Here is a 20,758-nt window from a genome sequence, read left to right on the forward strand (position 1 = left end):
GCCACGGGTCAGCCCAGTCTGATCACGTTCCACGAGACCGGGGGCAGCAGGACCCGCGTTGGGTCGTGCTCGACGTTCGCGTTGGGTCGGGGTGCGACCCGGTCGGGGTCGGCGGCGGTGTTGCGGGCGTACACGTCCGTGTGCGTCAGGGTGGTGGCCTCGAGGATGCGCGCGCCGCCGAGCGCGCGGGCGTCGATCTCCAGGGAGAGGGGCGCGTCGGTGGAGCGGTTGACGGCGAACGGCGTCGTGCCCTCGTCCGAGTGCGTGGCCACCGCGTGCAGCAGCGGCACATCCCCGTAGTCCGCCGTCTCGTACGTGGGGCTCACCGGCTCCACCCGCAGCACGTCGCCGGCCGCGAGCCGGGACGCCTGCGCGAACGGGTGGAAGGTGCTCTGCCTCCAGGTCCGGCCGCCGGGCTCGGTCATGATGGGCGCGATCACGTTCACCAGCTGGGCCAGGGACGCGGCGGTCACCCGGTCGCTGTTGCGCAGCAGCGTGATCAGCAGCCCGCCGAAGGCGACGGCGTCGGCCAGGTGGTAGTGGTCCTCCAGCAGCCGCGGCGCGACCGGCCAGTCCGCGGGCGGCTCGGCGTTCTGGAAGCGCGACAGGTACCAGATGTTCCACTCGTCGAAGGAGATGTCGATCTTCTTGCGGGACTTCAGCCGCGCCCCGACGTGGTCGGCGGTGGCCACGACCGAGGAGATGAAGTACTCCATGTCGGTCGAGCAGGCCAGGAAGCTGCCCAGATCGCCGTTCTTCTCCTCGTAGTAGGCGTGGCAGGAGATGTAGTCCACCACGTCGTAGGCCTCTTCCAGCACCTCGGCCTCCCACGCGCCGAAGGTCGGCATCGACGAGCTCGAGCTGCCGCAGGCGACCAGCTCCAACGTGGGATCCATCATGCGCATGGCGCGGGCGGTCTCGGCGGCGAGCCTGCCGTACTCGCGGGCGGTCTTGTGCCCGGTCTGCCAGGGACCGTCCATCTCGTTGCCCAGGCACCACATCCTGATCCCGTGCGGCTCCTTGGCGCCGTTGGCGACGCGCAGGTCCGACAGCGCGGTGCCGGACGGGTGGTTGCAATATTCCAGCAAGTCGAGCGCCGCCTCGATGCCGCGGGTGCCGAGGTTGACGGCCATCATGGGCTCGACGCCGGCCTTGCGGCACCAGCGTACGAACTCGTCCACACCGACCTCGTTGGTCTCGGTGCTGTGCCAGGCCAGATCCAGGCGGCGGGGGCGGCGCTCGCGAGGGCCGACGCCGTCCTCCCACCGGTAGCCGGAGACGAAATTGCCGCCCGGGTAGCGGACCGTGGACACCCCCAGTTCCCTCGTCAGGTCGAGCACGTCGCCGCGGAAACCGTCGTCGTCGGCCGACGGGTGGTCCGGCTCGTAGATGCCGGTGTAGACACAGCGCCCCAGATGTTCGACGAACGTGCCGAAGGTGCGCCGGCTTACCGGGGCGACCTTGAACGCGGGATCGAGCGTGAGTTCTGCCTGGTGCACGGAGGGGTCTCCTGGGTTTCGCGGGCGTTACGTGATCCAGATTGTTAGCGATAACAAGCGGGCCGGTCAAGGGTGAACACCCAGGTCCGGCCAGCAGATGAGGGTCTTGACACAGAGGTTGTTACCGCTAACACTCGGGTAACCCCGACGCAACAAATTGCGCCCCGACCTCCAGCGAGAGCTCCGCGCAAGCTCCCGGCCCCAAGAACCTGGCCCAGCGATGGCTCGTAGGAAGAGGCCACCGTGCAAGATCCTCCAGACATCTCCCGCCGGCTCCTCCTCGGCGGCACCCTCGCGCTCGCCGGCGCCTCCGCCGCCGGGTGTGCCATCCCGATGGGGGTGGGCTCCTCCCAGACCCGCGTCAAGTACTGGCACTTCCTCGGCGCGAGCGACGGGATCATCATGAACAAGATGGTCCGGGCGTTCGCCAAGGACAATCCCGAAATCTTTGTCGAGGAGAACGTGCTCGCCTGGGGCGAGCCGTACTACACGAAGATCGCGATGGCCGGCTCCGGCGGTCGCTCCCCCGACCTGGCCACCTTCCACCTGGCCCGGCTGGCCGGGATCGGCGCCGGGCAGATCCTCGACCCGATCAACGTGAAGCTGCTGGAGGAGAGCGGGCTGAGCGCCGCCGACTTCAGCCCGCCGATCTGGGAACGCGCCCACCTCGACGGGGTGCTGTACGCGATCCCGTTCGACGCCCACCCGATGGTGCAGTACTACAACACCGACATCTGCGGCAAGGCGGGGCTGCTCGGTCCCGACGGCAAGCTGAAGCCCACCAAGGGCAACGACGAGCTGCTGGCCCAGCTGCGCAAGGCCAAGGACGCCATGGGCGGCAAGCCGCCGCTCAACTTCGACGCGCTCGGCCTCGGCACGGTCGGCCCGTGGCGGGTGTGGTGGACGCTCTACTCGCAGAGCGGCGGCGCCCTGCTGACCCCCGACAACACGCAGATCGCCATCGACGACGCCAAGGCCCTCGAAACGCTGCGATTCATGCAGCAACTCGGGAAGGACGGGCTGCTGGACACCCGTACCGACTACGGCGCCTCCGTGGCCAACTTCACGAACGGCCAGGCCGCCTTCCTGTGGAACGGCGACTGGGAGACCACAGGACTGAAGGAACGCAAGACGCCGTTCAACATGACCCGCTTCCCCGACGTCTTCGGCAGCGGGGCGGCGCAGGCCGACTGCCACTCGTTCGTGCTGCCGCACCAGCGCAACCGGGATCCCGAGGTCGAGCGGGCCACGTACCGGTTCATCGCCTACCTCGTCAAGAACAGCGCCGACTGGGCGGTCGCCGGCCACGTGCCCGCGTACCTGCCCGCCCTGCAACAGCCCAGGTACCTCGCGTTGGAGCCCCAGTCGGAGTACCGCTCGGTCATCACGGAGGTCGCGCTCGACCCCCAGGCGTGGTTCGCCGGCTCCGCATCGCGGCTGTGGATCGAGTTCGGCCAGGCGTTCTCCCCGGTCATCGGCGGCCAGCGCACGCCGGAGGAGGGCCTGGCCACCGCCAAGGCCGCGCTGAGCCGGCTGCTGACCGCCCCGAACCCCTTCCCCGACCAGGAGCGATGATGAGTACCAGCATCGCCGCCCCCGCGGCCGCCGCCCCCGTCACCGAGGCCAAGGTTCATCGCGGCTGGACGCAGCACGGATTGTTGTTCGTCGCGCCCTTCCTGCTGATCTACGTGGTCTTCCTGGTCTGGCCGGTGCTGCTGGGGCTGCGGATGAGCCTGTCGAGCGTCAACATCGCGGGCACCAACAACCACCTCGTCGGGTTCGACAACTACGCCGAGGCGTTCGCCGACCCGCGCATGTGGCACTCGCTGTGGAACACGGTGGTCTTCACCGTGCTGAGCACGATCCCGCTGGTGATTCTGGGCCTGGCGTTCGCGCTGCTGGTGCACAACCTGCGGTTCGTGCAGTGGCTGTGGCGGCTGTCGTTCTTCGGGCCGTTCCTGCTGCCGTCGGCCGTGGTGTCGATCCTCTGGCTGCAGATGATCTACCCGCCCGAGTACGGACTGATCAACGGCACGCTGGGCACCGACTTCACCTGGCTCACCGACCCGTCGACCGCCATGTGGTCGATGGTGCTGACCACGGTCTGGTGGACGGTCGGCTTCAACTTCCTGCTCTACCTGGCCGCCCTCCAGTCGATCCCTGAGCATCTGTACGAGGCCGCCGCCATCGACGGAGCCTCGGCCTGGCACAAGCTGCGCTCCATCACCCTGCCGCTGCTCGGCCGCACCACCGCGCTGATCGTGGTGCTGCAACTGCTGGCCTCACTCAAGGTCTTCGACCAGATCTACCTGATGACCGGCGGCGGCCCCGAGGACTCCACCAGACCGATCATCGAGTACGCCTACGACATGGGCTTCACCGGCTACCGCATCGGTTACGCCTCGGCCGTCTCCTACATCCTGTTCGCCCTGATCGTCATCGTCTCCCTGGCGCAGCTCCGGCTGTTCCGCAAGCGGGCGGAGGTCTCGCCATGACCAAGCGCTTCAGCCCCGGTCAGCTCGTCCTGCTGGTGATCGCCCTGGCGCTGGCGGTCGTCTGGCTCGCCCCGATCCTGTGGGCCGTGGCCACCTCGCTCAAGCCCGAGTCCGAGACCACGAAGATCCCGCTGCAGTGGTTCGGCAGCGAGATCACCCTGGACTCGTACCGGCTGGTCCTGGGCACGGGCGGCATCGTCAAGTGGGCGATCAACTCGACCGTGACCTCGGTGGTCGTCACGTTCATGACCGTGCTGTTCTCGGCGATGGCGGCCTACGGGTTCGCGCGCACGCAGTTCAGGGGGCAGCGGGCACTGCTGGCGCTGATCCTGGCCGGGATCATGGTGCCGCCGCAGGTGCTCATGGCGCCGCTGTTCGCGGAGATGGTGGCGCTCGGGCTGGTCGACACCTGGTGGTCGATCATCCTGCCGCAGGTGGCCGCGCCGCTGATCGTGTACATCCTCTACAAGTTCTTCCAGGACGTGCCACCTGAGCTGGAGCAGGCGGCCTTCGTGGACGGGGCCGGGCGCTGGCGGGTGTTCTTCACGATCGTGCTGCCGCTGTCGCGTCCCGTGCTGGCCGCGGTGTCGATCTACACGTTCATCACGACCTGGAACAACTTCCTCTGGCCGTTCCTGGTCTCCACCGATCCGAACACCATGACGCTGCCGGTGGGGCTGGCCAACGTGGTGCAGGGGACGTTCGGACTGCGGTACGCGCAGATCATGGCCTCGGTGGTGCTGGCCGGGCTGCCACTGCTGGTGATCTTCGTGCTCTTCCAGCGGCAGATCATCCGCGGCGTCGCGCACACGGGCCTCGCCGGCCAGTAGCAAGATTTATCGCGCTATTCCCGGAATGCGCACTCTTTACCATTGCCAGGGAATTGCCAGGAACAGTCGGTAGTCTGCCTCGGCATGAACTGGCAGCGCAAAATGAACAAAGCGCTGGTCAGGTTCACCGGATTCCAGATCGAACGGGTAGGGAAAGCCCCACTTTCCCCGCCCGTTCCCGAGATCAGAACGCCCGCGGATCCGCTAACTGACCGGCTGCTCGAAGCCCCCGTATTCCTCCTGTCACCCGTGCGGTCCGGTTCGACGCTCCTTCGCGCGATACTGAACGCCCACTCCGCCCTGCACGCCCCTCACGAGCTCCACATCCGCCGCCTCCGCGTGCAGTTCGACACGAAGCTGGCCTCGAAGGCGATGGAGGCGCTCGGGCACAACCAGGCCGACCTCGAGCACCTGCTGTGGGACCGCGTCCTGCACAGGGAGCTGGTACGCAGCGGCAAACGGTTCATCGTGGACAAGACGCCCGCGAACGCGTTCGCCTACCAGCGCATCGCCGCCTGCTGGCCCGACGCGCGCTTCCTCTTCCTGCTGCGCCACCCCGCGTCGATCGCCACGTCGTGGCACGAGGCCAGCCCCAGCAAGCGCACGCCGGAGGAGGCCGCGCTGGACGCGCTCCGCTACATGAAGGCCGTCGAGCGGGCCAGATCGGCGCTGCCCGGCCTGACCGTCAGGTACGAGGAGCTGAGCGCCGATCCCGAACGGGTGACACGCGACATCTGCGAGTTCCTGGGGCTGGAATGGGAGCCGCGGATGCTCTCGTACGGCGAGCAGCCGATCCTGGAGAAGGGTCTAGGGGACTGGCGCGACAAGATCCGATCCGGCACCGTCCAGCCCGCGCGCGAGCTGCCTTCCGAGGACCAGATCCCGGACGTGCTGAAGCCCATCTGCCGGACCTGGGGGTACCTCGCGTGAAGATCCGCTATGTCATGCTGCACGCCTACGGCATGGGCGGCACCATCCGCACCGTCGTCAACCAGGCCAACGCGATGGCCGCCGCCGGCCACGACGTCGAGCTGGTCAGCCTGGTACGGCGGCGCGACAACCCCCGGTTCACGCTCGACCCGCGGATCCGGATCACCGCGCTGGTCGACCAGCGCGGCGGCGCGCGGCCCGACTCGGTCGGGCGCAGGGCCTGGCGCCGGATGCGCGGCAAGATCGTGCCGCGCGGCGAGTTCGCGGCCGACTACTTCACCGAGCGGGTCGAGTGGGCCGCCATGGAGTACGTCTCCCGCCAGCGCGACGGCATCCTGGTGACCACCAGGCCCGCACTGAACCTGATCGCCGCCCGCCGCGCGCCCAAGAACGTCATCAAGGTCGCCCAGGAGCACATGAACCTGTCGGCCTACCCCGACAGCATCCGCAGGGAGATCGCCCGCTACTACGGGCGGTTCGACGCGATCACCGTGCTGACGCGCACCAACCGGCTCGAGTACCAGCGCCTGCTGCCCCAGACCGCCATCGTGCAGATCCCGAACGCGGTCCACCGGGTCGATCAGGAACGTTCCCAGCAGGCCAGTCCCGTCGTGATCGCAGCCGGCCGGCTGGTGCCGCAGAAGGGGTTCGACCTGCTCATCGCGGCCTTCGCCCAGGTGGTGCGGGAACACCCGGGCTGGCGGCTGCGCATCTTCGGCACCGGGCCGCGCCGGAGCCAGCTGGAGGGGCTCGTCGAGCAGTACGGGCTGGGCGGGCACGTGGAGCTGCCCGGTCGTACCGATCGGCTGGACAAGGAGCTGGCGGCCGCCTCGGTATACGCGCTGAGCTCACGTTTCGAGGGCCTGCCGATGGTGATGATCGAGGCCATGACGCACGCTCTGCCGGTGGTCGCGTACGACTGCCCGACCGGGCCGCGCGACGTGCTGACGGACGGGGTGGACGGCGTGCTCGTGCCGCCACGGGACGTGGACGCGCTGGCCGCCGCGCTGAGCCGGGTCATCGGCGATCGGGAGCTGCGGGTACGGATGGGGAAGGCGGCGGCCAAAGCGTCGCGTGCGTACGCGCCCGAATTGGTGATGCCATTGTGGGAGGATTTGTTCTCGGAGTTGCTGGCGGGTGAACGCGTGGCCGACAACTTCTGGAGCGCTCACTGACGTATCCGGCGAAAGATTTACCTTTCGATTCCCTCGGCCATATCGGCGCTTCCGCATGTCTTGTAACGGAATGTCGGTCATTTCGTCAAAAGCATGCCAAAGGGCGCGGCAACCTGGGCAGATGCGTATTCGGAAAGCTCGCCTGACCGCTGTGGCAGGCGCCCTCGCCCTGGCCGCCGGGTTCGCCGCGCCCGCGTATGCCCAGGCCTCCGCCCCTGCCGGCGCCACTGTCGGCGCCACTGCTGGCGCCACTGTCCGGCAGGACACCCCCACCGTGTACGGCAGCGCCGCCTACCTGATGGACGCCTCGTCCGGCAAGGAGCTGTTCAGCAAGAACGCCGACGATCGCCTGCCGATCGCCAGCGTCACCAAGACGATGACCGCGTACGTCGTGACGAAGTCCGCCAAGCCCACCGACGTGGTGCGGATCAAGCAGGAGGACGTCCAGTACGCGGAGGACGGCGGCGGCACCACCGCCGACCTGCGGCCCGGCGACCGCATCACCGTCGGCGAGCTGCTGTACGGCCTGATGCTCCCCTCGGGCGCGGACGCCGCCCACGCGCTGGCCCGCACGTACGGACCCGGCGTCGGGGGCTTCGTCGCCAAGATGAACGCGACGGCCCGCGAGCTGGGCATGAAGGACACCAAGTACGTCAACGCCGACGGCCTGCCCACGCCCGACGGCGACGGCTACTCCACGGCCCACGACCAGAGCTTGCTGGCGGCCAAGGCGCTGCAGGTGCCGCTGATCAAGCAGGTGGCCGGCACCCGCTACCACTCGCTGGACGCCACCGGCCAGCACGGCTCGTACAGCTGGCGCAACACCAACCGGCTGCTCGGGTCGCCGGGGGTCATCGGGCTGAAGACCGGGTTCACGCGGGCGGCGGGGTACACGCTGGCGTTCGCGGGCGAGCGCGACGGCCACACGCTGGTCGGCGTGCTGCTCGGCGAGTCCGACTCCAGCCGCCGCTTCGACACGGCTGATGCCCTGCTGTCGTGGGGCGCGGCCCGCGAGGCCGCCTGACCTGGGGGTGAGGGCTTCCGGCACCAGACAACCCCAGGGGTGCGTGAGCTTCGGGCGATGATCCATGGACGGTGTTGATCCTTTGGGCTAGTTTGCCCGACATGAAGCTTCGATTCGCGTTAGGTGCGCTGTCAGCGGCGGCCGTCGTACTCGCCGCCGCGCTCCCCGCCCACGCCGGGACGCCCAGGCTCGCCTGGGAGCTCAAGGAGACCGGGGTGACGGCGCGCCTGCGCGGCCTGTCACCCGTCAGCCGGGACGTGGCGTGGGCCTCGGGCTCGGGCGGCACCGTGCTGAGGACCGTGGACGGCGGGCGCAGCTGGCAGAACGTCTCGCCGCCCGATACCGCCGCGCTCCAGTTCCGCGACATCGAGGCTTTCGACGCCCGCCGGGCCGTCGTGCTGTCCATCGGCGAGGGTACGGACTCGCGCGTCTACCGGACGGAGGACGGCGGGCGCACGTGGGCGGAGGCGTTCAGGAACGACGAGCCGAAGGCGTTCTACGACTGCCTGGCCTTCTTCGACCGGCATCACGGGCTGGCCATGAGCGACCCCGTGGACGGCAGGTTCCGGATCCTGGCGACGGAGGACGGCGGGCGGAGCTGGCAGGTGCTGCCCGCCGGCGGGATGCCGGAGGCGCTGCCGGGTGAGGCGGGCTTCGCGGCGAGCGGGCAGTGCCTGGTCACGGCGGGCGGCCGGGACGCCTGGCTGGCCACCGGCGGGGCGGAGCGGTCGCGGGTGTTCCGCTCGGGCGACCGCGGGCGTACCTGGACGGTGGCCGGCACCCCCATCCCCGCGGGCGACCCGGCGCGCGGCGTCTTCGGCCTAGCCTTCCGCGACCGCCACCACGGCCTCGCGGTCGGCGGCGACTACCGGCCCGACCAGGCGTCCCCCAGCGCGGGCGCGGTGACCGGGGACGGCGGCGCCACCTGGCTGCCCGCCACCACGCCGCCTCCCGCGTACCGGTCGGGGGTCGCCTGGCTTCCGCACCTGCCGTCCGCTGCCATCGCGGTCGGGCCTTCGGGGAGCGATGTCACGTGGTCGGGCGGGCGCAGCTGGGAGACGTTCGACAGCGGCTCGTTCGACACGGTCTCGTGCACCCGTGATCTGGCGTGCTGGGCCTCGGGCGAAGGGGGCCGCGTCGCACGCCTGACGCTGAAGTAGCCGGAGGGCGGACCCCCGTCAGCGGACGCCGCGGGGCCGGAACTGGATGCTGATGCGCGGCCCCGCCGGGCGGGCCGTCTTCGGGATCGCGTGCTCCCACGTACGCTGGCAGCTCCCGCCCATCACGATCAGATCCCCATGCCCCAGATCGCGCCGGATGGACGGGCCCCCGCCGCGCGGGCGGAGCAGAAGCGGGCGGGGGTCGCCGACCGAGACGATGGCCACCATGGTGTCCTCGGTGCTGCCCCTCCCGATGGTGTCGCCGTGCCAGGCCACGCTGTCGCGACCGTCGCGGTAGAAGCAGAGCCCGGCCGTGCGGAACGGCTCCCCCAGCTCCTCCTCGTAATGCTCGTCGAGCGCGCGCCTGCAGTCGTCGAGCACCGGGTCGGGCAGGGTCTCGTCCTCGTCGTAGAACTTCAGCAGCCGCGGCACGTCCACCACCCGGTCGTACATGCGCCGCCGCTCCGCCCGCCACGGCACCGTCTCGGCCAGCCGCTCGAACAGCGTGTCCGCGCCCGAGAGCCAGCCCGGCCGCAGGTCGATCCAGGCGCCGTGGCCGAGGTGCGTCCTGCGGACCGTGGCACCGAGCGGCCCGGCCCCGAGCTCCTCGTCGAGGCTCAGCAGAGATGCTTGGAACGAGGCTGTCATGGTGTCGAGTCTATGCCATAGTTCAAACACATATTCGACTGCGGGAGTGGTCGCTTTTGCCGGTGGGTCGTGCCAGGCTGGCACTCGCCGGATACGAGTGGCATCGCCCTCAGACCGCACCGTGAGGCGAAGAGGCCACCCATCGCTTCGTCACACGAAGGAGCAGGCCATGCTCACCACAGACCACGTACCGGGCGCTCCCAGCTGGATCGACGTCAACAGCCCCGACGCGGAGGCGGCGAACGCCTTCTACACCCGGCTGTTCGGCTGGCAGTCCATCTCGCTGGGCCCCGAGCACATGGACTACCGGTTCTGCCAGGTCGGCGGGAAGACGGTGGCCGGGATCAGCCAGGCCACGGAGGACAACGCGACCGCGGCGTGGCTGACGTACTTCCACACCGCCGACGCCGACACCATCGCCAAGACGATCGAGCAGGCGGGCGGCACGGTGCTGTCCCCGCCGCGCGACATCGAGGGGCAGGGCAGGATGGCGGTCTTCGCCGACCCGGCGGGGGCCGCGTTCGCCGTGTGGCAGCCGGGCCAGACCAAGGGGCTCGGCATGGTCACCGACCCGGGCTCGCTCGGCTGGGTCGAGCTCCACACCCCCGACCCCGACGCCATCCAGGCCTTCTACCAGTCGGTCTTCGGCTGGCGCATCGAGGACCTGCCGATGGGCGACATGTCCTACCCGGTGATCTCCACGGCCGAAGGCGGCGAGACACCGGAGGTGGGCGGGATCGTCGAGCTCCAGCCTGGCGACAGCCCGCACTGGCTGCCGTACTTCGAGGTGCCCGACTGCGACGCCACGGCGTCCATGGCGCAGCAACTCGGTGGCACGCTGCAGGCCCCGGCGATGACCGTGGAGGGGGTGGGGAGGATGGCCTTCCTGGCCGACCCTCACGGCGCCCGCTTCGCGATCCTCACCAGCTCGACCTGAGCAAGCCACCCGCCTGAACGGGACATGTCGCCGGCTCGGGATCGAGTGCGCCACCGGCTCGGCGTGGCGGGCGCGACGTCCGCCTCGCCGACGTCCAGGTCTCCGGTCTCGCCGGTACGGCGGGGCTCCCCCGGCCCCGCCGTACCGGCGAGAGGGACGTCAGCCGCCGCACGCGGCGAAGACGAACGTGTCCTTCAGCATCGTGTACTTGTCCCTGACCTTGACCGCGCCCGTCTCGGTGTCGATCTGGACGATCGTCATCTTGTCGCCGCCGGACAGGTCCTGGACCAGGTGGAGGGTCACCTGGGTGTCCCCCGTCCAGTCGACCATGTGGAGGTCCCCGGCCGGGAGCTTGATCTTCTTGCGGGCGGTGACCTCGTCGGTCCGCAGGTCGTACAGGACGAGCTGGGTCTTGGCTCCCTGCACGATGCTCGCGATCGTGCGGCCGTCGGCGGACAGCGCCTGCGGCCCGTTCGAGACCACGACCTGCGGTGGTGTGACGCGTACGACCTGCTCGCCCGTGTCGCTGTAGACCGCCAGGTCGGTGACGGACTCGTCGCCTCCGACGCTGGTGAGGACCTCGTCCCCGTCGAAGCTGAAGCCCAGCACCGACCGGTCGCCCGGCACGGTGCCGAGCCGGGCGCCGGTGGCCGAGTCGAACACGCGCGTGCTCGCGGCCTTCTCGCCGCTGATGATCGCGGCCAGCCGGCCGCCGTCGTCGGACAGGAGCAGGGTCACGTCGTTCTGGGCCACGCGGGGCAGCGCGTCCTTGGCGAACACCTTGACGCCACCCCCGAGGGTCCGCACGGCCAGCCTGCCGGTCTTGGTGAAGTACGCGACCCGCTGGCCGTTCCCGCTGACCGCGATGGGCGCCGGGGAGTAGCGGACCGACTTGCCCTTGGCGTCGAGCGCGACCCCCTGTGCGTCATGCAGGACGCTCTGCTCGCCGTCGTGCATGACGAGCCGCCAGTCGCCGCACGGCTTGTCCTCCCCACCCTTGGCGTGGCAACTCTTGATGGAGGCGTACCTGATGCTGTCGTGCCCCTGATGCGCGTGCGGCTCCGCGTGCGCGACGCCGGGCGCCGCGGCCAGGGCGGCGGCCACGAGGACCGTGAGGATCTTCGCTCTCATGTCTTTCACTCCCCCGCCTCGACGCTCTCGTACCTGGTCTTGCTGATCGTGTATTTATCGGTCTGCGTGGCCTTGCCGGACTCCGGATCGACGGTGAGCACCCGTACCACCGCCGCCTTCCCGTCGTCGCCGCGCCGCACGGTCACGTGGAGCCGGCCGTCGGGGCTCCACCACGCGGCCTCCGTCTCCGCGTCCGGCTCGAGCGGCAGGTCGGCGCCCGCGGACAGCTCGCCGGTCTCCAGGTTGTAGGTCCGCACCCTGGGCGGCTTGTTCTTGTCGGTGTCGCCCGAGATGAACGCGGCCAGCGTCCGGCCGTCGGGGGCCAGGGCGTAGGCGTAGGCGCCCCAGATGACCTGGGGCGGCGTCCGCTTGATCGAGCCGCCGCCGAGCCGGTACGCGGCCAGCCGCGTGGTGTTGTCGCTCAGGTTGCGGCTGGTCAGCACCTCGTCGCCGTCGCCGCTGAACCCGAGCGCCGAGTCCCCGAGCGGCAGCGTCGTGGTCTTGCCGGTCGCGACGGTGATCACCTTGATGGGCGATCGCAGGGGCTCGTCCCCATAGTCGATCATGACCTTGTCGCCCGTGGGAGACAGCGTGACGAAGAGGCTACCGGCGCCCTTGACCACCGCCGACTTCGGCAGCGGCTTGGCCGGGCCGCCGGCGACCCGCTGGACGACCAGGCGGTGGTCGCGGGCGCGCTGGTAGGCCATCACGCGCCCGTCGGCGCTGATCGCGAACGGGGCCGTCTCGTCCTTGCTGCCGCTCTTGGTGCCGGCCGCGTCGCGCACCACGACCTGTCCTCCGTCTTGCGTGATCAGCTTCCAGTGGCCGCAGGGGTAGTCGATGTCGTCCTTCTTGTCGTGGCAGGACGTGATCCACGCCGCGCGGGCCGCCGGAGGGCCCGCCTGGGCGTGGGCGGTGCCGGGTGTGAGCCCCAGCCCGCCGATGACCGCCGACGCCAGCAGCGCCGCGATCGCTGAGGGGTGCCTCATGGTTGTGATCCTTTCGCTCAACCCGTTAGACACCCACCTGATGTGCTCGGTTGGTCACAGATCGGCCACGTTCGTCCTTCGCGGCGGCCGAGCGGGCCACCGTGATCCCCGGGAGCTTCTACGACTCGCTGCCCGCCGGCAAGGACGTCTACTTCGTGCGCAAGGTCCTGAACGACCTGCCGGACCGCGAGGCGCTCACCCTCCTTGGCGACTGCGCGCAGGCGGGGGGATCGTCAGGGCAGGTCGTCGTGCTGGGCAGCGTGTCGCTTGAGCCCATCGCGCGGGGCGGGCTGACGCCCGAGCTGGTGCCGGCCGGCGGCATGGAACGCACGCGGCCGGCCCGCCTGGCTAGAGGTACGACCTGGTCGCGGTCACCAGCTCGGGTGCGGCGTCGCGGGTGTCGATGTAGAGGGCGGACTCGGGGGTGCGCTCGCGTACGTCCTGGTCGCGGATCGCGAACACGGCCGGCGCGACCCCCACGTCGCCGTAGCGGCCCGCCACGGCCTCGCCGATCGCCTGCCTCACGTCGCAGACCACGTCGTGCGAGGTGTGGCCGGGGCCGGAGGCGGCGAGGTAGCCCAGCATCCCCGCGAAGCGCGACTCCACCTCGGCCGCCGGGCGCTGCTCCGGCAGCACGGGGCGGTCCAGCCAGAACACCTTGCCCGCCAGGAACGCCTCATAGCCGGCGCCCTCGCGGCCCAGCACGCGCGCGGTCTCGGCGAGCAATTCCCCGAACTCGGCCAGCTCCGCCTGGGGCGGCAGGTCCGTGGTGACGAACAGGGGCACGATCAGCGCGTCGAGCATTGGACTATCCCTCCGTGAGGTGCCTCATGGTAGGACGCCCGACCGACAATCACGGCCCGCGCCACTCCCACGACCCGCTCGGGTTACGCCCTGAGCCGACCACCCGGCCGCGCCATTCCGTCCATGACTGGGCATTCGTCTCTTCCGTGCGGCGAACGGGCGGTCAGTGGCTGGGCGGCGGTCGTGGCGCTGGTGGCGGCGGGTCGTGGGAGTCGTGGGGTGGGTAAGATCGCGGGAATGGCAGCAGCGCTCCTGATCACCGGCACCGTGGGCGTCGGGAAGACGTCCGTGGCCGATGCCGCCGGCGACGTGCTGGCCGGCGAGGGCATCCCCAACGCGGTCATCGACCTCGACTGGCTGCGCCGCGCCTGGCCCGCGCCATCGGGCGACCCCTTCCACGGCGGGCTGACCCTTCGCAATCTCCGCGCCGTGGCGGCGAACTTCCTCGAAGCGGGAGCCGAGCGGCTGGTGCTGGCCGGTGTCATCGAGCACCGCGACGAGCGCGCACGACATGAGGAGGTGCTCGGCGTCCCCCTCACCGTGTGCCGGATCCACGTCCCGCTCGCGGAGACCCACCGGCGGCTGAGGACCAGGCACGTGCACGACCCTCAGGGACTTGACTGGCACCTCAGAAGAGCCGGGGAATTAGCGGACATCCTCGACGAGGCCCGGGTCGAGGACTTCACGGTGGACGGCACGAAAGCCCCGAGGCAGGTCGCGGAAGAGGCGATCGAGAGGTGGCGGGTCTAGCGTTCGATCCACTCGTCCTCCAGGGCCGAGTGCACGATCGAGTCGCGCCACCCGTGCGGCGTGTGCACGTGGTGCCGGATCCGGCCCTCCTCCACCATCCCGGCGGTCAGCATGGCCAGCTGGGCGGGGAGGTTGGCCGGGGAGCGGGCGCCCCAGACGCGGTGCAGACCGAGCTCCTTGAACCCGAACGACAGGAGCAACCGCACGAGGTCGGTGCCGATCCCGCGGCCCCACTGGTGGGGGTGGAGGCCGAAGCCGATCTCCGCGCTGTGGGGATGGTCGGCCTCGACCTGCAGGCGGGCCACCCCGATCACGTCGCAGTGGGCCGCGTCGACCACGGCGAGTACGTAGAGCGCGCGTGGCTCCGCCGTGGCCGCCTTCATGGCCTGGTCGACGAGCCGCGCCACCTCGGCCTGGGTGCGCGGCCCGAACGGCATGTGCTGGGTGGCCGCGTGATCGCCGTAGACGGCGTACAGGGGCGGCACGTCGGCCTCCGTGATCTCACGCAGGCCGAGCCGCTCGCCGTTGTACACCACCCGCCGCATTCGCCGACGGTAACGCGAGTCCCGTGATCTTTACAACCCTCTGTCAAGTGGCTAGTTGACTACCGTAAGCTCGCGCGACAAGTTCGGCGATGGCACTGTGGGGGCCGAGCGGCTCGGCGTGCCCGGCGTCGATCGCCGTGGCGGCCTGCTCGACGATGCCGGCGGGGGCCTCGTGGCCGATCATGCAGGGCGCGATGGCCAGCCGCTCGGCACCCGCCGCGCGCAGCCGCTGGGCCGCGACGCCGACGCCCGGCTCGCTGTCGAGGGAGGCGGCGACGACGGGCAGCGTGAGTCTGGAGGCCAGGAGCACCGCCGTGGCCTGCACGGCGTGCACCGCGCGCTCGCCGCCCACCGTGCCGAGGATGACGGCGTCAACGGGGCTGGAGACATTCAGCAGGCGTACGCGGTCGGCCCTGGCCAGGCCGCGCTCGGCGAGCTTGATGTGCAGGGCCTCGGCCAGCAGCGGGTGCGGGCCGAGCGCCTCGGTGACGACGGCGCCGGTGCCCGCGACCGCCACGGCCTTGCCGATCTCGGCCATGACGACGGGGTCGTCCCAGGTGAGCAGGGGTACGACGACGGCGTCGCGGCCGGTGGGCAGGGAGTCCGCCAGGTCGGTGACGCTCGTCAGCCGCAGCTCGATCTGCGGGTTGTCGACGCGTACGACGGCCGCGATCTCCTCAGCCACGCCAGCGGTGTCGCCTGGGGTGGCGAGCACGAGCACGGGGGCGTCCGGCGGCAGGGACGTGGGCACGGGACGGCGGTGGCGACCGCCGCCCGGCCGGGGGGAACGTTCACGTACAGGCAGGCTCACAGGCGCGCAGTTTATGCCCATTCGGGGGCTGTTGTTCTGCGATTCGATGGCGATTCCGTCACAACGCAGGCGGTGTGAACGAGATCACACCGTGATACCTCAATGCGTTGACTTATCCGTACATAACGGAAAACTTGGAGCAACTAGAAACGCGTTCTAGAGCGACATCCCACCGACCGGGGTCGCAGCCCGTCGAAGGGCCGCGCCCCGACGACACAGACCCAGGACCGTCCGCCGGAGGATGGGCGATGAAGCCGTTCTATGTCCGTGAGCTCAGTGTCTACCCGGTCGGCGGCCGCCGAATCTTCCTGCTGGCCATAGCGGTGCTGGCGAGCCTGGTGGCCAACTTCGAGACCACCCTCGCCACCATCCTGCCCCTCCTCATGGACGACCTGAGGATGTCGCTCACCGTCTACGGGCAGATCGCGGCGCTCTCGGTGCTGATCGGAGGGATTTCGGCCGGGTTCGGCGGCATCCTGTCCGACCGGTGGGGCCGGGTCACGATCCTGGTGCCGACCCTCACCGTCACCGCCGCCTGCAACTTCCTGCTCGCCACCGTGGACACCGTGGCCGGGCTGTTCTGGATCCGCTGCCTGATGCTGTTCATCGAGGGCGCGGGCATCACGATCACCGCGTCGCTGGTGCGGGACTTCTCACCGCGGATGGGCCGGGCCCAGGCGTTCGCGTTCTGGACGTGGGGGCCGGTCGGGGCGTCGTTCCTGGCCTCGTTCATCGCGGGGTTCACGCTGCCGCTGTTCGGCAACGCGTGGCAGTCTCAGGCGATCATCATGGGCCTCGTGTCGCTGGTGATGTGCGCGATCATCATCTGGCAGATCGCCGAGCCGTCGGCGGCGCTGCGGGCGCAGGTGCTGCAGTCCGAGGAGGCCGTGCAGGCCGAGGAGCAGGCCCAGCACGGCAAGCTGGGAGAGCTGTTCGGGCACCCGCATCTGTGGGCGCACGTCCTCGGCAACACCGGCTGGCAGGTGCTCTACTGGACGTTCGCCATCTTCGGCCAGACCATCCTGGCCGGCGCGTTCGGCATGGACGCGGCCGCGGCCAACCGCGTCGTGGCGCTGGGCATCGTGCTCAACGCCCTGGCCGTGGTGGTCGTCGGCAGGATCTCCGACCGGATCCAGCTGCGCAAGCCGTTCACCGCCGCCGGCACGGTCCTGACCGTCGCGGCGCTGGGGTACTTCATCGCCATCGCCGGCCACGACGTGCCGGCGGCGCACGTCACCGTCGTGTTCGCGCTGCTCTACCTGTTCATGGGCATCGCATACGTGCCCTGGATGGCCAACTTCTCCGAGGACGCCGAGGACGTGGATTCCCGTCTGCAGGGCTCGGCGCTGGGCATCTGGGGCATGGTCGTCCGCATCATGATCGTGGTCCTGCTGGTGGTCTCCCCGATCGTGGTGGGGGCCGGCGGCTGGCAGACGTGGCTGATCGTGGCGCTCGCCGGCCAGGTCGTGTTCCTGATCTCGATGGCCGCCTTCAGGGGCAGATGGTCTAACGCGACGGCACCACGACCGACTGCGGGTTCCCCGGGGCATACACCGTGATGCCCTGCGGCAGCGACTTGAGCTTCTCGATCTCGGCGCAGGCGGGGCACTTGTCGTAGCCGTCCTGCCTGGCCCGGTTCGCGTCCGCCTCCGCCTTGGCCTGGGCGACCTTCGCCTGAGCCTCGGAGACGGCCGCCGAGGCGGCCAGCGAGCGGTCCACGGCCTGCTGCACCTCGCCCGGCAACGTCACCTTGACCAGCGTGAAGCGCAGCCCCGTGAGGAACTCGCCGCCCAGCGTCACCGGCAGGTCACGGGCCAGCGAGGCGTTGACCGCGTTCTGGACCTTGGCGATGCTGGCGTTGCTGTCCTGCGCCTTGAGCGCGGAGCTCTCCAGCAGCGAGCAGGACGGCACCAGCTCCGCGCAGCGCATGGCGCCGATCTGCCCGCGCAGCGCGTTGTCGATCACGGGGCGGACCGCCTGGCCGAAGAAGGCGGACCAGCCGTCGTCGCCGTCCCAGGGGTAGAGCGAACGGTCGTCCTGGGCGCGGAAGGTACGGGTGCCGTACTTGTCGTCGAACGTCTTCAACGTCTCGTGGTCCAGGTTGAGCGTGAAGTAGAGGGTGCCTTCGATGCCGAGGTTCACGCCGTCGCTGCTCGGCACCGTCACCACGTCGACGCCGAGCGTCGTGGCGCGCTTGGCGTCGGCGGTGATCGTGTAGAAGCGCTGCTGCGCCGGGTAGAGATGGGTGGACGACCACATGCCGGTCCAGGTCAGGCCGGAGCCGGGGTCGATCACCTGGCGTACCTTGTTGTCGTCGAGGGGGCCGCCGTCGCGGATGACGGCCACCTCACCGCCGCCCGTGCTCTCCAGTCCTCTCACGCCCCCGATGAGCAGGGGAACGGCGATGAGCGCGGCGACGACGATCAGGGCGATTCTCATCAGGACCCTTCCGCGCGGGCGGCGTCGGCAGCCGCCGCCCGCGGCTTTCGCGGCGGTTCAGGCGAGCGGGGGTTCAGGCGAACGGGGTTCAGGCGAACGGTCCTACCTGGCCGGGCAGCGAGGCCTTGGCATCGGGCGCGGCGGCGAGGTCGAGGTCGCGGGTCTCCGGGGCGATGGCCAGGCCGAGGGCCGTGACCGCCAGGGCGACGACCACGTAGATCGACACCGCGACCGTGGTCTTGTACGTGCTGAACAGGCTGAGCGCGATGATCGGGGCCAGCGCGCCGCCGACGATGCCGGCCACCTGGTAGCCCATGGAGGCGCCGCTGTAGCGCAGGCGCGTGCTGAACAGCTCGGCGATGAACGCCGCCTGCGGCCCGTACATCGCGGCGTGGGTGACCAGCGCCACGACGGCGGCCAGCGCGATCAGCGGGAACGACCTGCTGTCGAGCAGCGGGAAGAAGGCGAACGCCCACACCGCCGCGCCCGCCACGCCCGCGAGGTAGACCGGCCGCCGCCCGAACCGGTCGGACAGCGCGCCGGCCAGCGGGATCAGCGCGAGCTGCAGCGCCGACCCGATCAGCACCGCGTTCAGCGCGTACGAGCGCGGCAGGTGCAACACACCCGTGAGGTAGACGATGATGTACGCCGTGAACGTGTAGAAGGCCACGTCCACCCCGATCCGCGCGGTGAAGGCCGACAGCAGGGCCCGCGGGTGCGTACGCAGCACCTCCAGCAGCGGCATCCTGGCCTTGGCCCCGTGCTGCTCGACCTCGGCGAACAGCGGCGACTCGGTGATCCTGAGCCGCACCCACAGGCCCACGAACACCAGCACGCCCGACAGCAGGAACGGCACCCGCCAGCCCCACGACAGGAACGCCGCGTCGGACAGCGTGAACGACAGCACCGTGAGCATCCCGGTGGCCAGCACGTAACCCGCGGGCACGCCGACCTGCGGCCAGCTGGCGTTGAAGCCGCGCCGTCGCCCGTCCCCGTGCTCGAGCGACATGATCACCGCGCCGCCCCACTCGCCGCCGAGCCCCAGGCCCTGCACGAACCTGAGCAGCGCCAGCAGGATCGGCGCCGCCACGCCCACGCTCGCGTAGCCGGGCAGCACACCGATGAGGAACGTCGAGACGCCCATCACCAGGAGCGTCACGACCAGCACGGTCTTGCGGCCCGCCCGGTCGCCGAAGTGGCCGAACACGATGCCGCCGAGCGGCCGGGCGACGAACGCCACGGCGTTGGTGGTCAGCGACGCCAGCGTCGCGTTGAACGGGTCGAGCGAGGGGAAGAAGAGCTTGGGGAAGACCAGGGTCGCGGCCGTGGTGTAGAGGAAGAAGTCGTACCACTCCAGCGACGTGCCGATCAGGCTGGCGAGGATCACCCGCCGGGTCTGTTGCGCGGAGCCTGTCATTCGATCGCTCCTCGATTTCGTCTAGGGGGTTCTTATCAACATAAGAATCGTTGAACAATTCGACAAGAGGTTCGCTCCATGATTCGCTGCTCAATGTGGATAACGTGGTTGCCGGCCTCGCCCAGGACCGCCCCCGGCTGGGCCGCAGCAGCACCGCCGAGCGGGTGGCCGACATCCTGCGCGACCGCATCAGCGAGGGCTTCTTCCGCCCGGGGCAGCGGCTGTCGGAGGAGTCGATCTCGGAGGGGCTCGACGTGTCGCGCAACACGCTGCGCGAGGCGTTCCGGCTGCTCGGCCACGAGCGGCTGCTCGACCACAAGCTCAACAGGGGCGTGTTCGTCCGGCTCCCGTCCGCCGAGGACGTCGCCGATCTCTACCGCGTGCGCCGCGTGCTCGAAGGGGCCGCGGTGCGCCTCAGCCCCGCCCCGGAGGCGCTGGCCGTGATCAAGGAGGCCGTGCTGGACGCCGAGCGGGCCGCCGCGCAGGACGACTGGCAGGGCGTCGGCACCGCCAACATCCGCTTCCACCAGGCGCTCGTCTCGCTGAACGGAAGTCCCAGGATCGACGAGGCCATGCGCCAGCTGCTGGCCGAGCTGCGGCTGGTCTTCCACGTGATGGAGAACCCGCGGGCGTTCCACGAGCCGTTCGTCGACCGCAATCGCACGCTGCTCGGCCTCATCGAGTCGGGCCGGCCGGAGAAGGCCGCCGCGTACCTGGACGACTACCTCGACCACGCCGAACGGCTGCTCATCGAGGCGTACGCGCCGTAACGTTTGGCGCATGGATCGGATCTTCACCGTAGACGAGGCCCGCGCGCTGCTCCCGGAGGTCGTCGAGGACGTTCGCGTGGTGATCGCCGCCCGCGCCGACCTGGCCGAGATCGAGTACGACCGGCGGACGGGAGGCGGGTCCCCGCTCGGCGGCATCCCGGAGATCAAGGGGCTGCAGGCCCGCATCGAGGAGATCCTCAGCGGCTGGATCGAGCGGGGCATCGAGGTCAAGGGCATCGCGCCGGTGCTGATCGACTTTCCCGCCGTACTGGATGGGGTGTCGGTACGGCTCTGCTGGATCGAGGGCGAGCGGGAGCTCGGCTGGTACCACCGTACGGAATTGGGCTTCACAGGGCGCCGGCCGTTGAGCTAAATTCAACCTACAGGTTGATAAACCGAAAGGT

At 70.0% G+C, this 20,758-nt stretch carries 21 protein-coding genes and 1 pseudogene; 13 read left to right on the forward strand and 9 right to left on the reverse strand.

Annotation, left to right across the window (positions count from 1 at the left end; all coding sequences use genetic code 11):
- Nucleotides 1-8: 8 nt before the first annotated feature.
- Nucleotides 9-1,499, reverse strand: coding sequence for an alpha-N-arabinofuranosidase (locus ACQPWU_RS37230; RefSeq protein ID WP_433430110.1), 1,491 nt, complete (start codon nt 1,497-1,499; stop codon nt 9-11).
- A 243-nt stretch (nt 1,500-1,742) separates the two neighbouring features.
- Here ACQPWU_RS37230 and ACQPWU_RS37235 point away from each other — a divergent pair, with 243 nt between their 5' ends.
- The 7 genes from ACQPWU_RS37235 to ACQPWU_RS37265 all read left to right on the forward strand — a co-directional run bounded on the left by ACQPWU_RS37235 (nt 1,743) and on the right by ACQPWU_RS37265 (nt 9,113).
- Entirely contained in the window at nt 1,743-3,074 is a 1,332-nt protein-coding gene (locus ACQPWU_RS37235) for an extracellular solute-binding protein (RefSeq protein ID WP_433430111.1), read from the forward strand.
- A complete protein-coding gene (locus ACQPWU_RS37240) occupies nt 3,071-3,994 on the forward strand; it encodes a carbohydrate ABC transporter permease (RefSeq protein ID WP_433430112.1) in 924 nt (307 codons plus the stop codon). Before ACQPWU_RS37235 ends, ACQPWU_RS37240 begins: the two co-directional genes overlap by 4 nt.
- A complete protein-coding gene (locus tag ACQPWU_RS37245) occupies nt 3,991-4,824 on the forward strand; it encodes a carbohydrate ABC transporter permease (protein WP_433430114.1) in 834 nt (277 codons plus the stop codon). The genes ACQPWU_RS37240 and ACQPWU_RS37245 overlap by 4 nt, the downstream gene beginning before the upstream one ends.
- Nucleotides 4,825-4,908: 84 nt before the next feature.
- Entirely contained in the window at nt 4,909-5,754 is an 846-nt protein-coding gene (locus ACQPWU_RS37250; RefSeq protein ID WP_433430116.1) for a sulfotransferase family protein, read from the forward strand.
- A complete protein-coding gene (locus ACQPWU_RS37255; protein ID WP_433430117.1) occupies nt 5,751-6,929 on the forward strand; it encodes a glycosyltransferase family 4 protein in 1,179 nt (392 codons plus the stop codon). The genes ACQPWU_RS37250 and ACQPWU_RS37255 overlap by 4 nt, the downstream gene beginning before the upstream one ends.
- Nucleotides 6,930-7,050: 121 nt before the next feature.
- Nucleotides 7,051-7,953, forward strand: coding sequence for a D-alanyl-D-alanine carboxypeptidase family protein (locus ACQPWU_RS37260; protein ID WP_433430118.1), 903 nt, complete (start codon nt 7,051-7,053; stop codon nt 7,951-7,953).
- 101 nt (nt 7,954-8,054) lie between these two features.
- Nucleotides 8,055-9,113, forward strand: coding sequence for an oxidoreductase (locus ACQPWU_RS37265; RefSeq protein WP_433430119.1), 1,059 nt, complete (start codon nt 8,055-8,057; stop codon nt 9,111-9,113).
- 18 nt (nt 9,114-9,131) lie between these two features.
- Here the strand turns inward: ACQPWU_RS37265 and ACQPWU_RS37270 are convergent, their stop codons facing one another.
- Complete coding sequence (locus tag ACQPWU_RS37270; RefSeq protein ID WP_433430120.1) at nt 9,132-9,761, reverse strand: alpha-ketoglutarate-dependent dioxygenase AlkB; 630 nt, start codon at nt 9,759-9,761, stop codon at nt 9,132-9,134.
- A gap of 169 nt (nt 9,762-9,930) precedes the next feature.
- Between ACQPWU_RS37270 and ACQPWU_RS37275 the strand changes: the two genes are divergently transcribed.
- The gene (locus ACQPWU_RS37275; protein WP_433430121.1) at nt 9,931-10,698 is read left to right on the forward strand and encodes a VOC family protein; all 768 of its coding nucleotides are present in this window, start codon (nt 9,931-9,933) and stop codon (nt 10,696-10,698) included.
- Between the two features lie 159 nt (nt 10,699-10,857).
- Here ACQPWU_RS37275 and ACQPWU_RS37280 read toward each other — a convergent pair whose 3' ends face one another.
- Complete coding sequence (locus tag ACQPWU_RS37280; protein ID WP_433430122.1) at nt 10,858-11,829, reverse strand: hypothetical protein; 972 nt, start codon at nt 11,827-11,829, stop codon at nt 10,858-10,860.
- 5 nt (nt 11,830-11,834) lie between these two features.
- Complete coding sequence (locus ACQPWU_RS37285) at nt 11,835-12,818, reverse strand: hypothetical protein (protein ID WP_433430123.1); 984 nt, start codon at nt 12,816-12,818, stop codon at nt 11,835-11,837.
- A 50-nt stretch (nt 12,819-12,868) separates the two neighbouring features.
- On the opposite strand from ACQPWU_RS37285, the pseudogene ACQPWU_RS37290 reads away from it, so the two are divergent.
- Nucleotides 12,869-13,069 (forward strand): annotated as a pseudogene (locus ACQPWU_RS37290) (methyltransferase); the annotation flags it as partial.
- Nucleotides 13,070-13,166: 97 nt separating this feature from the next.
- Here the strand turns inward: ACQPWU_RS37290 and ACQPWU_RS37295 are convergent.
- Nucleotides 13,167-13,622, reverse strand: coding sequence for a hypothetical protein (locus ACQPWU_RS37295; RefSeq protein WP_433430125.1), 456 nt, complete (start codon nt 13,620-13,622; stop codon nt 13,167-13,169).
- 237 nt (nt 13,623-13,859) lie between these two features.
- On the opposite strand from ACQPWU_RS37295, the gene ACQPWU_RS37300 reads away from it, so the two are divergent.
- A complete protein-coding gene (locus ACQPWU_RS37300) occupies nt 13,860-14,372 on the forward strand; it encodes an adenylyl-sulfate kinase (protein WP_433430126.1) in 513 nt (170 codons plus the stop codon).
- Here ACQPWU_RS37300 and ACQPWU_RS37305 read toward each other — a convergent pair.
- Both ACQPWU_RS37305 and ACQPWU_RS37310 read right to left on the reverse strand, forming a co-directional pair.
- Nucleotides 14,369-14,917, reverse strand: coding sequence for a GNAT family N-acetyltransferase (locus ACQPWU_RS37305; RefSeq protein WP_433430127.1), 549 nt, complete (start codon nt 14,915-14,917; stop codon nt 14,369-14,371). The genes ACQPWU_RS37300 and ACQPWU_RS37305 overlap by 4 nt on opposite strands.
- 43 nt (nt 14,918-14,960) lie before the next feature.
- Nucleotides 14,961-15,668 carry a sirohydrochlorin chelatase gene (locus tag ACQPWU_RS37310; RefSeq protein WP_433430128.1) on the reverse strand — a complete coding sequence of 236 codons (708 nt, stop codon included), beginning with the start codon at nt 15,666-15,668 and terminating at the stop codon, nt 14,961-14,963.
- Nucleotides 15,669-15,976: 308 nt separating this feature from the next.
- Between ACQPWU_RS37310 and ACQPWU_RS37315 the strand changes: the two genes are divergently transcribed.
- Complete coding sequence (locus tag ACQPWU_RS37315) at nt 15,977-17,287, forward strand: MFS transporter (RefSeq protein ID WP_433430129.1); 1,311 nt, start codon at nt 15,977-15,979, stop codon at nt 17,285-17,287.
- Here ACQPWU_RS37315 and ACQPWU_RS37320 read toward each other — a convergent pair.
- Together ACQPWU_RS37320 and ACQPWU_RS37325 are read right to left on the reverse strand one after the other, a co-directional pair.
- Nucleotides 17,235-18,167 carry an SPFH domain-containing protein gene (locus ACQPWU_RS37320; protein WP_433430130.1) on the reverse strand — a complete coding sequence of 311 codons (933 nt, stop codon included), beginning with the start codon at nt 18,165-18,167 and terminating at the stop codon, nt 17,235-17,237. The genes ACQPWU_RS37315 and ACQPWU_RS37320 overlap by 53 nt on opposite strands.
- Before the next feature lie 88 nt (nt 18,168-18,255).
- Nucleotides 18,256-19,584 (reverse strand): MFS transporter, encoded by a 1,329-nt coding sequence (locus ACQPWU_RS37325; RefSeq protein WP_433430131.1) that lies wholly within the window; start codon nt 19,582-19,584, stop codon nt 18,256-18,258.
- Nucleotides 19,585-19,679: 95 nt separating this feature from the next.
- Here ACQPWU_RS37325 and ACQPWU_RS37330 point away from each other — a divergent pair, with 95 nt between their 5' ends.
- Both ACQPWU_RS37330 and ACQPWU_RS37335 read left to right on the forward strand, forming a co-directional pair.
- Nucleotides 19,680-20,354 carry a GntR family transcriptional regulator gene (locus tag ACQPWU_RS37330; RefSeq protein WP_433430133.1) on the forward strand — a complete coding sequence of 225 codons (675 nt, stop codon included), beginning with the start codon at nt 19,680-19,682 and terminating at the stop codon, nt 20,352-20,354.
- Between the two features lie 10 nt (nt 20,355-20,364).
- A complete protein-coding gene (locus tag ACQPWU_RS37335; RefSeq protein WP_433430134.1) occupies nt 20,365-20,727 on the forward strand; it encodes a DUF2203 domain-containing protein in 363 nt (120 codons plus the stop codon).
- Nucleotides 20,728-20,758: the final 31 nt, after the last annotated feature.

The sequence above is a fragment of the Nonomuraea sp. CA-141351 genome (genome assembly GCF_050944675.1).
GTDB lineage: Bacteria > Actinomycetota > Actinomycetes > Streptosporangiales > Streptosporangiaceae > Nonomuraea.

Coding starts and splice junctions, on each gene's coding strand:
- ACQPWU_RS37240 (WP_433430112.1), top strand. CDS start 3,071: ATGATGAGTACCAGCATCGCCGCCCCCGCGGCCGCCGCCCCCGTCACC.
- ACQPWU_RS37245 (WP_433430114.1), top strand. CDS start 3,991: ATGACCAAGCGCTTCAGCCCCGGTCAGCTCGTCCTGCTGGTGATCGCC.
- ACQPWU_RS37250 (WP_433430116.1), top strand. CDS start 4,909: ATGAACTGGCAGCGCAAAATGAACAAAGCGCTGGTCAGGTTCACCGGA.
- ACQPWU_RS37260 (WP_433430118.1), top strand. CDS start 7,051: ATGCGTATTCGGAAAGCTCGCCTGACCGCTGTGGCAGGCGCCCTCGCC.
- ACQPWU_RS37265 (WP_433430119.1), top strand. CDS start 8,055: ATGAAGCTTCGATTCGCGTTAGGTGCGCTGTCAGCGGCGGCCGTCGTA.
- ACQPWU_RS37270 (WP_433430120.1), bottom strand. CDS start 9,761: ATGACAGCCTCGTTCCAAGCATCTCTGCTGAGCCTCGACGAGGAGCTC.
- ACQPWU_RS37275 (WP_433430121.1), top strand. CDS start 9,931: ATGCTCACCACAGACCACGTACCGGGCGCTCCCAGCTGGATCGACGTC.
- ACQPWU_RS37280 (WP_433430122.1), bottom strand. CDS start 11,829: ATGAGAGCGAAGATCCTCACGGTCCTCGTGGCCGCCGCCCTGGCCGCG.
- ACQPWU_RS37285 (WP_433430123.1), bottom strand. CDS start 12,818: ATGAGGCACCCCTCAGCGATCGCGGCGCTGCTGGCGTCGGCGGTCATC.
- ACQPWU_RS37295 (WP_433430125.1), bottom strand. CDS start 13,622: ATGCTCGACGCGCTGATCGTGCCCCTGTTCGTCACCACGGACCTGCCG.
- ACQPWU_RS37300 (WP_433430126.1), top strand. CDS start 13,860: ATGGCAGCAGCGCTCCTGATCACCGGCACCGTGGGCGTCGGGAAGACG.
- ACQPWU_RS37305 (WP_433430127.1), bottom strand. CDS start 14,917: ATGCGGCGGGTGGTGTACAACGGCGAGCGGCTCGGCCTGCGTGAGATC.
- ACQPWU_RS37315 (WP_433430129.1), top strand. CDS start 15,977: ATGAAGCCGTTCTATGTCCGTGAGCTCAGTGTCTACCCGGTCGGCGGC.
- ACQPWU_RS37320 (WP_433430130.1), bottom strand. CDS start 18,167: ATGAGAATCGCCCTGATCGTCGTCGCCGCGCTCATCGCCGTTCCCCTG.
- ACQPWU_RS37325 (WP_433430131.1), bottom strand. CDS start 19,584: ATGACAGGCTCCGCGCAACAGACCCGGCGGGTGATCCTCGCCAGCCTG.
- ACQPWU_RS37335 (WP_433430134.1), top strand. CDS start 20,365: ATGGATCGGATCTTCACCGTAGACGAGGCCCGCGCGCTGCTCCCGGAG.